General features: G+C 40.1%; 16 protein-coding genes. All 16 read right to left on the bottom strand.

The window, feature by feature from the left end; genetic code table 11:
* Positions 1–136: 136 nt before the first annotated feature.
* Positions 137–277, bottom strand: coding sequence for a DNA-binding protein (locus BACSA_RS19530; RefSeq protein ID WP_083802621.1), 141 nt, complete (start codon positions 275–277; stop codon positions 137–139).
* Positions 278–369: 92 nt separating this feature from the next.
* Complete coding sequence (locus tag BACSA_RS16085) at positions 370–1,089, bottom strand: Imm43 family immunity protein (RefSeq protein WP_013619080.1); 720 nt, start codon at positions 1,087–1,089, stop codon at positions 370–372.
* 585 nt (positions 1,090–1,674) lie between these two features.
* Positions 1,675–2,196: a DUF7691 family protein gene (locus BACSA_RS16095; RefSeq protein WP_013619081.1), complete on the bottom strand. Its 522-nt coding sequence runs from the start codon at positions 2,194–2,196 to the stop codon at positions 1,675–1,677.
* Positions 2,197–2,204: 8 nt separating this feature from the next.
* Positions 2,205–2,906, bottom strand: coding sequence for a PoNe immunity protein domain-containing protein (locus tag BACSA_RS16100; RefSeq protein ID WP_013619082.1), 702 nt, complete (start codon positions 2,904–2,906; stop codon positions 2,205–2,207).
* A gap of 287 nt (positions 2,907–3,193) precedes the next feature.
* The gene (locus BACSA_RS16105; protein ID WP_013619083.1) at positions 3,194–3,805 is read right to left on the bottom strand and encodes a TetR/AcrR family transcriptional regulator; all 612 of its coding nucleotides are present in this window, start codon (positions 3,803–3,805) and stop codon (positions 3,194–3,196) included.
* A 647-nt stretch (positions 3,806–4,452) separates the two neighbouring features.
* The gene (locus BACSA_RS16115; protein WP_013619085.1) at positions 4,453–5,013 is read right to left on the bottom strand and encodes a hypothetical protein; all 561 of its coding nucleotides are present in this window, start codon (positions 5,011–5,013) and stop codon (positions 4,453–4,455) included.
* Between the two features lie 172 nt (positions 5,014–5,185).
* Positions 5,186–6,442 carry an ATP-binding protein gene (locus BACSA_RS16120; RefSeq protein WP_013619086.1) on the bottom strand — a complete coding sequence of 419 codons (1,257 nt, stop codon included), beginning with the start codon at positions 6,440–6,442 and terminating at the stop codon, positions 5,186–5,188.
* A 600-nt stretch (positions 6,443–7,042) separates the two neighbouring features.
* The gene (locus BACSA_RS16130) at positions 7,043–7,237 is read right to left on the bottom strand and encodes a hypothetical protein (RefSeq protein WP_013619089.1); all 195 of its coding nucleotides are present in this window, start codon (positions 7,235–7,237) and stop codon (positions 7,043–7,045) included.
* A gap of 7 nt (positions 7,238–7,244) precedes the next feature.
* A complete protein-coding gene (locus BACSA_RS16135) occupies positions 7,245–7,730 on the bottom strand; it encodes a hypothetical protein (RefSeq protein WP_013619090.1) in 486 nt (161 codons plus the stop codon).
* Positions 7,731–7,734: 4 nt separating this feature from the next.
* Entirely contained in the window at positions 7,735–8,358 is a 624-nt protein-coding gene (locus BACSA_RS16140; protein WP_013619091.1) for a hypothetical protein, read from the bottom strand.
* 230 nt (positions 8,359–8,588) lie between these two features.
* The gene (locus tag BACSA_RS16145; protein WP_013619092.1) at positions 8,589–9,239 is read right to left on the bottom strand and encodes a hypothetical protein; all 651 of its coding nucleotides are present in this window, start codon (positions 9,237–9,239) and stop codon (positions 8,589–8,591) included.
* Positions 9,240–9,441: 202 nt separating this feature from the next.
* Positions 9,442–10,698: an ATP-binding protein gene (locus BACSA_RS16150; protein ID WP_013619093.1), complete on the bottom strand. Its 1,257-nt coding sequence runs from the start codon at positions 10,696–10,698 to the stop codon at positions 9,442–9,444.
* A gap of 17 nt (positions 10,699–10,715) precedes the next feature.
* Positions 10,716–11,093: a hypothetical protein gene (locus BACSA_RS16155; RefSeq protein WP_013619094.1), complete on the bottom strand. Its 378-nt coding sequence runs from the start codon at positions 11,091–11,093 to the stop codon at positions 10,716–10,718.
* Between the two features lie 109 nt (positions 11,094–11,202).
* Positions 11,203–11,676 (bottom strand): hypothetical protein, encoded by a 474-nt coding sequence (locus BACSA_RS16160; protein ID WP_013619095.1) that lies wholly within the window; start codon positions 11,674–11,676, stop codon positions 11,203–11,205.
* A gap of 151 nt (positions 11,677–11,827) precedes the next feature.
* On the bottom strand, positions 11,828–12,415 hold the full coding sequence (locus tag BACSA_RS16165; RefSeq protein ID WP_013619096.1) for a hypothetical protein: 588 nt from the start codon (positions 12,413–12,415) through the stop codon (positions 11,828–11,830).
* Positions 12,416–12,458: 43 nt separating this feature from the next.
* On the bottom strand, positions 12,459–13,013 hold the full coding sequence (locus tag BACSA_RS18975) for a hypothetical protein (protein WP_013619097.1): 555 nt from the start codon (positions 13,011–13,013) through the stop codon (positions 12,459–12,461).
* Between the last annotated feature and the right edge of the window lie 28 nt (positions 13,014–13,041).

Raw genomic sequence — 13,041 nt, forward strand, 5'->3', positions numbered from 1 at the left:
ATTATTTTTATTATTGATAATGTTTATTACCTGTAATCCCCCGCCAACTCACTTTTCCGAGTTGCCCAACTCGTTTCCGTGAGTTGCCCGACTCACCGAGCTGAGTTGCCCAACTCACGATTTCAAGTTGCCCGACTCACGGAAACGGGTCAGTCGTCCCGTCAGCTATCTGCATAGCCACTTCGTTTTCGTCCACCATCTTGGTGGTGTACTGAACGGGATACCATTTCTTAGGTTCGTCCGGTTCTGACGGGTTGATGCGTTGTACCGCTTTCAAAAAAAATGCTCATTGTCGTTTGTTTTTTAGGGGTTTATAATGGCTGGACAAGGAGCTGCATTTAGCAGCTAACTTGGCTCGTTATCAATATATTAAAACCACTTCCTATCTCTATCCTTCATTTCCTGCATCGTAGGATATGGATGTGTATCTCTAAATGTATATTCATCTACAAAATCCTTTAATTCAACCATTCTAAAGCCATTAAAACCGTTTCCATTGATTAGGTCGGCAACTGAATCTTCTGCGACCAATACATTTTTCATCCAAAAAATATGAGGATATGCCGTTTGTTCTCTAAGTCGGAAATCAAGATACAAATATGAAGTTATAACTTTATTCATTCTCTTAATCCTGTTCGAGTTCTCCAAATCGATGAATTGGTTATATGACAAATGCTTAAATCTTATAAAGTAATACTTTTTATCGCTTATAGGAGCCAACTTTCTGGAGACTGGCGTTACTTCGCATATATCATATTTATCATAACACTTAAATTGCTTCAGGAACTCGAAAAGACAGGAAGATAATATAACCCCTTTGGAATGTGAATAATAATCGGTTTCCAGCCTTTTCACATTCGAGCATATCCAATAAAAGTGGGTAGGCAATTTATAATTGTCCGTTAAGGGGACAGGCTTTCCGGCTCTCATAGGTGAATAGTTAAACCAATCGTTGCTATAAACAGGATTGTTATAAGGATTTTTAGATTTTATTTCCTCTGTAAAAGTAGAGTCAATATATGGCGGTGCTATTGGAGTACCATGCCAAGGGGTTAATAGCATTTTGAATTTTACCATATCTTCTGTCATTGTATTCTCTTTTAATTATTGATAATGGTTAGAAAGGAGCATCGTTAGATGCTATCTTTCGTTGTTACTAACTTTATTATTTATAAGACTAATCGAATTTTTCTGCCGATTTATCAAGCTATAAACAGTTTACGAAAAATTAAAATTCCTATGATTGCGATATAAATCGGAATGCAGAATATCATCCAATTAGAAATTAGCTTGTTTCTTGTGCAACCTTGATACTTCTTTTTTAATTCCAGAATTTTCTTTTTCCTGTATCGAATACAGCAATATATGATTAACAGGCATAAAGGAACGAGTAAGAAGCATAAGCTATAAAGTCCCTCTAAGAACCACGCATATTTATGTTGCATGTCATACCATTCCTTAATAGCGAAAAAGGCTATAATGAGTGATATGCCCAAGCTATAACATAAGTGGATGACAGCACTAAGGTATGGTGGGTCGCCATGCTTTTCATACATTCGATATAGTCTATAAAATATATAATCCATATTTGTTAGTAATGGTTAAGCAGGGAACGGCTTGTCCGTTATCCTGCTTCGTTAACATCATATTTAATTTCCATTCCAGTGTACCATATTAATACACCATAATCACAAGGTCCTTTTGTGCTTCAACGGCTTCATCGAAAATGAAGTTCAAATCGTCCATTTCCTGCTCATAGTCGTAATCGCCGATACCATTGCCTTCTTCCAGCGAATTGTATTCCATCCTCTTGCTCTCCAATTCAGAAACAGGTATGCTAATGATATAGGGAAAATCATCACTCAATGGAATAGGGATGAATGTGCTTTGGCTATCCAGTTGCCAAAGGTTTTCCGCACAATAGATTTGCGTTCCGAAATGATTGCAAATCTTTTCATATACATACCCGTACATGGAAGCGATTTCGGGATAACGGACTTCTCCGTTCACAATATCAGCCAATACAGCATAAGCATCCATATCCGTGTTCAGACTATCGCTGAAATAATCGTTCAAACTGTCAAGTCCCGGCTTCAGTGCAGCCTTTAATTGGTTAAGCAGCAGATTATCACGAGCTCCATAAACAGACTTTACCTTATCGGCTTCTGTCAAATATGCACAAACAGAGTAACTCATACTTATCTTTATTTTATGTTGTCGTTCCAGTGTACCATATCGTATGGATAATATGGCAACCCTTTCAGGCTGCTATCATCCAGCCCCAAAACCTTGACCAATGCACCGCTTTCAAAACACCAATAACCGTCATGGTTGATACCATATTTATGGTCGTTGTGCCAAGATAAATCAGAATGACCCCGATACCATTCTTTTTTGAGGTATTTTTCCAATCGTTTTACAGCTTCTGCCTTATCTTGTTCTGCCAACTCTGTAACAGTGATAGCAGCTTGATAGGGTGACGGATATAATACTTTGTTTGTAGTCCTTTTCCAATCTGGGAATCTGTATCTAATCAAGGTGTCATAAATATAGTCTTTTGCTTCTCTATCTTTTATCAGTTGCACCAAACTCTGTATTAGGTCATCTTCATAATCCAACATGATACCTATTGACAAAAGCCACAACATTTCAATATAAAATCCGTTATCCGTCCAAAATCTCGGCATCGTTTTGATGACTTCCACATAATTATTTTTCAGATTATCAATATCCTGTCCCATAGAATACTGTACCAATAAATAACGAAGCCTATAATTGAACAAAGAATCGTAACCTATATGTTTTCCTGAAAGATGCATTTGTTCATAATAACTAATATCTTCATCATACATTTTCAGTTGCTTCAAATACTGTTCTTCGGTAAAAAGTTTATCTCTTGTTTCCATTATGGTACACTGTTTTTGATGTTAATTTGTTTATAAATACACCTGTAGGTATAGGATATTTCGATAACCGACACCTGGCAGGTGTGTTTCCTAATCTCTAATAGCAACACCCGTCAGATGTCAGACATTCCGCTAACCCACGCCATGCGGGGCGTATATCCTGACCTCCATGCCCCAAAGGTACGAAAAGAATCCAAGAAACAAACCAAACGGTTTGGAAAAGTCGCAAAAGATTTTTCAGGAGGGAGAGAAAGGATGCCGGAGGGCATAAAAAAAGCCTGAACGGGTCAGGCTTTAATCAGCGAATAGATGAAACGGAGCTTGCGGGAGAGTTCCCCCGTGTCCAGACCGGAGAGGAAAGCCTGCTCGAAAGACAAGCCGTAGAATACCTCGCGGAACATGGCGACGGTTTCCTCCGTGTCCACCTCCGCGCGGATTTCGCCCGACGACTTCGCCCGCTCGATAATGTCGCGCCACAGCTTCCGGTCTTTCTCGAACAGGGCGGCGAACTTCGCCCCGGCATCGGGGTAATACTGCCGCACTTGCATCAACAGGTGGAAGTAGTAGAAGTTGTAGCTGCATCCCTGCGGGTTGTTCCCGTCGTCGAGCAAGCCTACGATGCGGCGCATGGTCTTTTCCACGCTTTCCACATGGTGGTCGATGAACTCCAGCAGCGTGCCGCCCCGGAAGCTGAACTTGTTGGCAGGGTCTTGCGTGGCGAAGATGTATTTGTCCACCACCGCCACGAACAGGTCTTGCTTGAAGGAGTAGTAATAAATCAGCCCCCACTTGGACAGCCCGCAGGCTTTGGCGATAGTCACCAGACTTGCCTTCTCGTAGTTCATCTTGGCGAACACCCGCAAGGCGTTCTCCAGCACTTCTTCCCGGTTTGTTATCATAAGCGTAAGGGGTTTATGTTTTTAATTCACGAAGGTAGGGAAAACTTGCGTTCGCGGCAAGCAAAAAAATGATTATATGAAATTCAGCCAATACTTGTACTTAATCATATAATAAAGCAATATGCCCCAAAGAGGATAAATCACCCAAGACATGATACAGGAGAACCTTTGACTGCCAAACAGCAATGGCTTTTCCCGCATTATTTCAATTCCCTTTTTCTTTTTGATGTAATACTTGCTCATAAAACGGTACATGATGTAATAGATTAAAATGAAAAAAATAAACGGCAAATCATAATCGAAGTTCTCTTTGACCAATGGATAAATAAACACTATTGCAGGTAAAAATAATAGTCCGCAAAATAGCATCACAGTTCTTTCATGCGGGTTTTCCAACCGAAATTTGTCCCGGTTGAATATGAAGAATTGATAATACATTGCATCGAAGAAGAATTTTATCAGTCTGATTGCTTTCATGCTTGCTTTACATTATGGAAAAAAAACGATATATTATCGTCTAACGCCCATATCGTCCTTACTATCTTTTGCCAATGAATCATTTGTCCCAATTTATAATATCCGGCAACTAATTGCTATTAGGGTGATTAAGCCGTTTGCTTCCGGCATATAGTTTTATATTCTGACAGCTAATTGAAAGAAACTCTTAAAGGAATATCATGCCATCTTTTATGGTCATGGAAATGCAGATAAATGGAATCCCCCTCAAAAAAGTTATCTATAATATATCCAAAGTTGCTGTTGAATTCTTTTAAGGGGACATGAATGGTGTCTTTATGTTCATCCATCATTTTCTTGTAATAGGCAGACATCCATTCTTTTATCGTGTCGTTCTTATCAATAATGTATAATGTATAACCATTAAACACTTTATAATAAGATGAAGTCAAAGAATTGTCTTCATCATCGGTCATTAAATAGCAGCCTGCTGTACCTGAACTAAGTCCTTCATTATGGAATAAATAAGAGTTCTCCGCATAATAAATGTCTCTATCATCATTTTTCTTTACCTTAAAAGATAAGGGATAGGATAAACTGAAAATAGAACTTTTATCTTTCTTCATTCTCAATACAACAGGGTTTGTACTCTCAATTTGTTTCACCAACAACACATTCCTGTTAGAAGCACATCCAACAAAACCACAAATTGCCAAAATCAAAATAATGCGCATCATATTTTTATCTATCATGGGGAGTAGAATTTTTAGCTATATCTCATTAATTAGTTGTTGATTCCCCAAAGGTACGAAAAGAATCGGATAAACAAACCGAATGGTTTGAAAAAGTAGCGAAAGAGTTGGCGGGAGGGGAAGAAAGGCTGTCGGCATCCTGCCATTTCCTCCGCCAATCATTAGGGTCATCTTAAAGTTCCAGTGAATTTTCCTTAAGCAAGAATTCGTAAATGCTGATGGTCGTAATCCCGGCTTCATCCCTTGTTATGGGGCTTTCCTCTCCGATAACGATAATCTTCTTGAAAGAATCGTCCACTCTCAACAGGGAAGCCCGTTCCTGCCTTATTTTCTCATCGGATTCCATCCGGTAGGCCGACTGTATGTAATACCGTCTGCTCCCCAGATTGCAAACAAAATCGACCTCAAGGCTGGAACGGTGCTGTTTCCCGTCCTCGCCTCTGCGGACGACAGGAACGACGCCTACATCCACATTGAAGCCACGTATCCGCAGTTCGTTATAAACCATGTTCTCCATCAGATGGCTTTTCTCCGACTGGCGGAAGTTAATCCGAGCGTTGCGCAGCCCCAAGTCCATGAAGTAATACTTATAGGGGGAATTGATGTAGCGTTTCCCCTTGATGTCGTAGCGGGTGGACTTCTCTATCAGGAACGAATCGCAGAGGTAGTCAATGTAATTCTTGACGGTATCGCTGGACAGGGGCGATTTCTTCTCGCTTTGGAACGTGTTTGCCAGCTTGTTCGGATTGGTCAGCGCGCCGATGCCCGATGCTATAATGTTGATGAGTTCCTCCAGGTCGTCGTCCTTGCGTATCTCGTAACGCTCTTTGATGTCCTTCAGGTAGGTCTCGTCGAACAGGGCTTTCAGGAAACGCACCTTCTGTTCTTCCGTTGGGTAGGACAGAATCTGCGGAAGCCCGCCATACAGCATGTATTCGTTAAGCCCGGCCTGCACCGTTCCGGGATAAGCGGACATGTATTCGCTGAAACTCAACGGGTACATTTTCACCTCGAAGCCACGCCCCCGAAATTCCGTAATGATGTCTTTGGACAGGAATTTCGCATTGCTACCCGTTACATAAATATCCGCATTGCGTATTCTAAGGAAGCCGTTCAGCACATCTTCAAACTGGTCGAGCATCTGTACCTCGTCCAATAGGATGTAATACATATCCCCGTCCGTGATGCGGCTTTCCACATAGGCATAAAGGTTGTCCGGATTTCTCATGGCACGGTTCCTGTAATCTTCCAAATCCACCTTTATGATATGGTCTGGGGCGATGCCGTTGCTTTCCAGATACGAGGTAAATATCTCAAAGAGCAAGTACGACTTGCCACACCTGCGCATCCCGGTTATAATCTTAATCATACCGTTGTTCCGCAAGGAAACGAGTTCATCCAAGTATTTTCTTCGTTCTATATGCTTCATGCTAATCGAAATTTATGTCACCAAGTGACAGAGTTTCCGATTACAAAGATAAGGTTTCTTTCTTCAAGTCTGGCAAGCCTACTCGAAAAAAGTGTCATTGATGACGGCTTTTCCGGGTAGAGCATCCGCCATTATCTCAATTCGACTCCAATATCCCAAAAGTTTATTGAACAGTATCATTGTAACCAAAGTGCGAAAATAATCAAAAAGACATACGGAAATAGCAAAAACAGGATAGCCCAAATGCTGGAATATTTCTCATACGATTTATCTTGCCGGATTTTCAAATACCGTCGTTTATAATGATAATAAGCGTACAGAATTATCCATACAACAGGATAGGCGAGCAGAGCAAGCAGAATAAACGGAGCCGGATTAGTGCTTGTAGTCGCCCAATAAATCGAGGCTATATCTACTCCATAAAGCAGAAATACAAGACTTAATACACTCGGAACATTCCATGAATACATACTTGTGTCCATCCATCGAGTTAAGCGTTCTGTCTTATACCATAAATATCCCAATACTCTGTGAACTATATTCATATATCGCCATTATTTATACGCTTCTTTTCCTTTCTTTGCTCATATATTCAATGGATTATGTTCTCCAGAATGCAAAATAAAACAGGATGATACCCAGTGCAATTCCACAAAAGACAAGACCTGTCAGGTAAAAGACCCAATCCGGATAATGGAAATCAATCTCCTTGTAAGGAATGGCAGTTTTCTTCACATACTTGTTCCATGCCCAAATAAGAACCCTTCCCAATCTTTTTGCTGTAATATAGCTCATAATTATTTTACTTTTCAATTTGAATTCCCTCATGCGCTGCTAAGCAACAGATAAATTTATCGAACTCGGCGAAATACTTCCTGTATTTATCCTTCTTGAATACAAATAATTCATTTATATAGCATAGATAGAAAATCAAGGATATAAGCAATAATAAAAGAATGAACTTGTACTCAAAAATGGCAATTGGAACGCCTATGCCTAACATCTTTAAGACTTTGCTGCCTACAATCAATGCCATACAAAGCAACCAAAAACTGGTGCAGCTTATGGCAAACATTGCCCGTGAAGAAATGATTACATTTGCTCCCCCATGAATTTCACTAACTTCTTGCTTTTCTATTCTTGATACAATACATTTCATGTACTTGTTGTTCCATTTTGGGAGGCTTAGCCAATAGAAAGGATTCAAAATCCTTTTCAAAATAAGGAACAACAAGTTATATTCGCAATAGTATAGAATATTGTAATATTTCTCTAATAACTTCATCATGCCTTTAATGGTTTGGTGAGGAACAGTGTTCAGCTGTTGGCTCGACTTGGTTATACACTCTATTCTTCATTTGAAATAGTTTGTTGTATGGTATTACAAATTCGTTTGTTTCATAAATAGGGGCAAACATTCGTATCATAAATACCTTGCAATAGATACTATCGCATATTATATCATCATTGGGGTGCTGTGTAATGAACAGTGCTTTATATAAAAACTTATCGTTTGTTTCTTTGACAAAATCTACATCATAAGAGGTTAGTATGGCAAAATTATCATCACCAATGCAATCATTCCAACTGAAATTACTGATATTGCTTCCTACCAAAACAAGCAGGCAATCATCGAGCTTCTTATCTGTTACAAATTCAATTACTCCATCCCATATAGGATGACTGCATGTTATATCGGTGTAGTCATTTGCAGATACGCCTCTTATTTGTACTTGCTCAACGAAAGGCATTCTTTTTAATCCCCATTGAACAGGCAACAATGTAAATAGCCATACATACATTCCAACAATGATGATAATCGGAAATGCAAACATCAAGGAGTGTCTTAAATCCTTTCGGACAAGGCATCCCAAGAAGGCTATAATTAGCATAAGAAGCAATACAATGACTACCATCCTATTTCAATTCTAATTGTTTATAATGTATTGACAACAACACCTATAAGTATTGGACATTCCACTAACCCGCGCCATGCGGGGCGTATATCCCAACCTCCATGCCCCAAAGGTACGAAAAGAATCGGAGAAACAAACCAAACGGTTTGAAAAAGTGCGCTAATCCATAAATCACAATAGACAATCCCATATAGACAAATGCCACCTTTTTTACAAAGCTACACGGTAAATCATTCTTGTTTCAGGAAATCAAGGTCGAAAAAGTAGTCCTTTTTATTTTGGGGATTGACATAAATGATTCCACTTTTATGCAAGGCAAGAAAAACGCCCAAACTGCACTTGTCCATCAGGATGGGTTCGCTGAAAAACTGCGTCCGTTTCCCCTTGTAATCCAAAGTTGCTTTTACGATGCAATAGCAGCGTTCATAAGAAAGCGGTTCATGCATCCGGTCTGGATTCATAAGTGCTTCGCTGGCATTCATTTCCTGACTGCGCCATGATTGGTAGGGCAAATCCGGTTCATCCAGTGAAGCAGGCGCATGTAAACGTGTTTTTAATGAATAAGCGGGAATGTCCATCCGGGTATAATGGACGGTTCGTTTGTTTTCGGAAATTTTGCAACTGTTCAAATCCACTTCCAGCGCAACGCCTTTGGAACGAAGCCATTCCTTGTGTTTCTTTTTGTTGTCCTCTTCCCGCCTTTGGCTTCTCCGCATATTCCAGTACATAATGGCAAACGGAATCACCGCAAGGCTTCCGGTCACCAACATATAGCCGTATTTCCCCATGTCCAAGAATATATAGGTTTGAATTATCAACAGAAACTCTATGGCTATTCCGATGTAGGAAAGGCATCCAAAAATATTGCTTTTAATGTTCATGGTCGTCTCTTGCTGTTAATGGTAAATTACCCTCCGGTATTCAGCAAACCGTCAGGCACATATCTAATCTCACTGCCCAAAGGTACGAAAAGAATCGGATAAACAAACCGGATGGTTTGGAAAAGTTCGCAAAAGAATTTTCGGGAGGGGCAGAATGACCGTCGGCATCCTGCCATTTCCTCCGCCAATCATTAGGGTCATCTTAAAGTTCCAGTGAATTTTCCTTAAGCAAGAATTCGTAAATGCTGATGGTCGTAATCCCTGCTTCATCCCTTGTTATGGGGCTTTCCTCTCCGATAACGATAATCTTCTTGAAAGAATCGTCCACTCTCAACAGGGAAGCCCGTTCCTGCCTTATTTTCTCATCGGATTCCATCCGATAGGCCGACTGTATGTAATACCGTCTGCTCCCCAGATTGCAAACAAAATCGACCTCAAGGCTGGAACGGTGCTGTTTCCCGTCCTCGCTTCTGCGGACGACAGGAACGACGCCTACATCCACATTGAAGCCACGTATCCGCAATTCGTTATAAACCATGTTCTCCATCAGATGGCTTTTCTCCGACTGGCGGAAGTTAATCCGAGCGTTGCGCAGCCCCAAGTCCAAGAAGTAATACTTATAGGGGGAATTGATGTAGCGTTTTCCCTTGATGTCGTAGCGGGTGGACTTCTCTATCAGGAACGAATCGCAGAGGTAATCAATGTAATTCTTGACGGTATCATTGGATATGGGCGATTTCTTCTCGCTTTGGAACGTATTTGCCAGTTTGTTCGGATTGGTCAGCGCACCGATGCCCGAAGCCATGATGTTGATGAGTTCCTCCAAATCATCATCCTTTCGTATCTCGTAACGATCTTTGATGTCCTTCAGGTAGGTTTCGTCGAACAGGGCTTTCAGGAAGCGCACCTTTTGTTCTTCCGTTTGATAGGACAGAATCTGCGGAAGCCCGCCATACAGCATGTATTCGTTAAATCCGGCCTGTACCGTTCCGGGATAGGCGGACATATACTCGCTGAAACTCAACGGGTACATTTTTACCTCGAAGCCACGCCCCCGAAATTCCGTAATGATGTCTTTGGACAGGAATTTCGCATTGCTACCCGTTACATAAATATCCGCATTGCGTATTCTAAGGAAGCCGTTCAGCACATCTTCGAACTGGTCGAGCATCTGTACCTCGTCCAATAGGATGTAATACATATCTCCGTCCGTGATGCGGCTCTCCACGTAGGCATAAAGGTTGTCCGGATTTCTCATGGCACGGTTCCTGTAATCTTCCAAATCCACCTTTATGATATGGTCTGGGGCGATGCCGTTGCTTTCCAGATACGAGGTAAATATCTCAAAGAGCAAGTACGACTTGCCACACCTGCGCATCCCGGTTATAATCTTAATCATACCGTTGTTCCGCAAGGAAACGAGTTCATCCAAGTATTTTCTTCGTTCTATATGCTTCATGCTAATCGAAATTTATGTCACCAAGTGACAGAGTTTCCGATTACAAAGATAAGGTTTCTTTCTTCAAGTCTGGCAAGCCTACTCGAAAAAAGTGCCATTGATGACGGCTTTTTCCGCATTATTTCAATCCCCTTTTTCTTTTTGATGTAATACCTGCTCATAAAACGGTACATGATGTAATAGATTAAAATGAAAAAAATAAACGGCAAATCATAATCGAAGTTCTCTTTGACCAATGGATAAATAAACACTATTGCAGGTAAAAATAATAGTCCGCAAAATAGCATCACAGTTCTTTCATGCGGGTTTTCCAATCGAAATTTATCCCGGTTGAATATGAAGAATTGATAATACATTGCATCGAAGAAGAATTTTATCAGTCTGATTGCTTTCATGCTTGCTTTACATTATGGCAAAAAAACGATATATTATCGTCTAACGCCCATATCGTCCTTGCTATCTTTTGCCAATGAATCATTCGTTCCAATTTATAATATCCGGCAACTAATCGCTATTGGGGTGATTAAGTCGTTTGCTACCGGCATACAGTTTCATAGCATAAGAAATAATCATTACCACCGCAAGATAAGTCATGATGATTGCACCAACAATCCAACAAAAGTAGAAGTTGTTTTCATCAGACGGTATCATATTCTCCGGCAGTACCCCTGTGCGTTCATATTCCGCCTCGTAGGTGCCAAGCGTCGGCAGTGTGCTAAACCATAATAAGCTCCAAAGGTTAAAAACAGCTTGCAGCAGAAGAGCGGACAACCGACACAACATATTGCGTATCGCTATATCATACGATATATAAATGGGGCAAATGCCAATCAGTGCCATCATGCTTGTCAAAGGTCTGCGGTCGTCATGGACAATCCATTCCCCCTCTTGCATTTCTATTGCATAATATTCAAAGTATAGAATGACAGCGAAAAGCAAGAAGTATATCGTGAACTTTATAGCATTGGCTTTTCTCATTGAATTGGTATTTCAAGTTGGCAATCCTAATCTCACCGCCTAAAGATACGGGAAAATAACGGAAAGGCAGACCGTTCTGCGAGATTTTTAATGAATTATCCTATAAAATAACTGGAAACTATTGTTAGAATCTACAACAAACGCATCAATTTTATTTTACTTGTATTGGATATGTATAAGTTACGAGTTCCTGACCACAATATACCCTAAATAAGATGCTGTCTCCACATAGAAGATTTTCTATTATACCGGGAGACTTTGCTTTAAGAATATCAACAGACTCAATGTGCAGAGAATCTTTATTCTCTCTCCTCATTTTCTTCAAATATGGCTCAAAAAAGTCGGATAATTCATCACCTTCGGCATATTGGGGACGATGAGAGGTATAGGCAACAAAAACTTTCTTGCGGAATTTTATATCCTGCAAATAGATGTTTGCTTTTAATGTATTATTTTCAACGTGAAAGGTCGTTATCCCAGCTCCCCAAGAGTTCCTCCTAAAATATTTATTATTGTACCAATAACCTTCATTGGCTAATTGGACCTTCTTTAATGACTCTTTTGATATTTCAAAAGCAAGAGGGATTTTGACCGCTGAAACCTTATCAGAGTCCCTTCCTTTTTTCAAAACTATCGGATATTCAGATGATATTTGGTTTATATTAACCTTATTGCCGGATGCACATCCATACAGACATACAATCAAGATCATGCTGAGTACAACTATTTGCTTTCCCATATAGTGATTAAAGTCTTAGAATTTAGATAATAACTTATAGCTATTAGTGTGTATCATATATTTTTCTCTTCTCTCTATAAAAAGAACCCAAATCATAAAAGGATTCTTCGATGCGGTTCATATACATATCGTCCATTCTGTCGTCATAATCCCCATTAATCCAAATTCTATAATATTTTTTCCCATTTATACCATCAAGATAGTATCTTGATTGGATTAAAATGTCTTTTGCATGGTTTCTAAAATCTTTAACATTATCCCAATTATCAAATATTGGGTTATATTCATCACCTTCTCTAAAATCCTTAGTCATATATTTCGTTTCCTTGTAGAATATACGTTCCAATGCCTTGTACTTCTTCAAGGTGTCAAGCGACCATGTTTCAAAGTTGTACTTTTCTACTACCTTGCGCAACTCGCCGGTATCGCAAGGAGCATTGCTTACCACAAAAGCTTCATATTTCACCCGTTTGGTCTGTCTTGAAAAAATCGGATAAAACTCCGTCGGTTTGTCGGGATTGTACCCACAAGCCAGCCATTTCCACATCAGCAACCCTGCTGCGAGGATGGTCAGGATAAGTATTGTTCGCTTTTTCATGGGCAACTTGGGTTTAGCATACATATCA

Origin of the sequence: Phocaeicola salanitronis DSM 18170 (genome assembly GCF_000190575.1) — a bacterium.
Lineage (GTDB): Bacteria > Bacteroidota > Bacteroidia > Bacteroidales > Bacteroidaceae > Phocaeicola > Phocaeicola salanitronis.

Excerpts from the sequence above, each read along its gene's own strand:
- BACSA_RS16105 (WP_013619083.1), bottom strand. The coding sequence starts at position 3,805 with ATGATAACAAACCGGGAAGAAGTGCTGGAGAACGCCTTGCGGGTGTTC.
- BACSA_RS16095 (WP_013619081.1), bottom strand. The coding sequence starts at position 2,196 with ATGAGTTACTCTGTTTGTGCATATTTGACAGAAGCCGATAAGGTAAAG.
- BACSA_RS16140 (WP_013619091.1), bottom strand. The coding sequence starts at position 8,358 with ATGGTAGTCATTGTATTGCTTCTTATGCTAATTATAGCCTTCTTGGGA.
- BACSA_RS16155 (WP_013619094.1), bottom strand. The coding sequence starts at position 11,093 with ATGAAAGCAATCAGACTGATAAAATTCTTCTTCGATGCAATGTATTAT.
- BACSA_RS16130 (WP_013619089.1), bottom strand. The coding sequence starts at position 7,237 with ATGAGCTATATTACAGCAAAAAGATTGGGAAGGGTTCTTATTTGGGCA.
- BACSA_RS16120 (WP_013619086.1), bottom strand. The coding sequence starts at position 6,442 with ATGAAGCATATAGAACGAAGAAAATACTTGGATGAACTCGTTTCCTTG.
- BACSA_RS16135 (WP_013619090.1), bottom strand. The coding sequence starts at position 7,730 with ATGATGAAGTTATTAGAGAAATATTACAATATTCTATACTATTGCGAA.
- BACSA_RS16165 (WP_013619096.1), bottom strand. The coding sequence starts at position 12,415 with ATGGGAAAGCAAATAGTTGTACTCAGCATGATCTTGATTGTATGTCTG.
- BACSA_RS16100 (WP_013619082.1), bottom strand. The coding sequence starts at position 2,906 with ATGGAAACAAGAGATAAACTTTTTACCGAAGAACAGTATTTGAAGCAA.
- BACSA_RS16115 (WP_013619085.1), bottom strand. The coding sequence starts at position 5,013 with ATGATAGATAAAAATATGATGCGCATTATTTTGATTTTGGCAATTTGT.
- BACSA_RS16160 (WP_013619095.1), bottom strand. The coding sequence starts at position 11,676 with ATGAGAAAAGCCAATGCTATAAAGTTCACGATATACTTCTTGCTTTTC.
- BACSA_RS16085 (WP_013619080.1), bottom strand. The coding sequence starts at position 1,089 with ATGACAGAAGATATGGTAAAATTCAAAATGCTATTAACCCCTTGGCAT.
- BACSA_RS16145 (WP_013619092.1), bottom strand. The coding sequence starts at position 9,239 with ATGAACATTAAAAGCAATATTTTTGGATGCCTTTCCTACATCGGAATA.
- BACSA_RS18975 (WP_013619097.1), bottom strand. The coding sequence starts at position 13,013 with ATGAAAAAGCGAACAATACTTATCCTGACCATCCTCGCAGCAGGGTTG.
- BACSA_RS16150 (WP_013619093.1), bottom strand. The coding sequence starts at position 10,698 with ATGAAGCATATAGAACGAAGAAAATACTTGGATGAACTCGTTTCCTTG.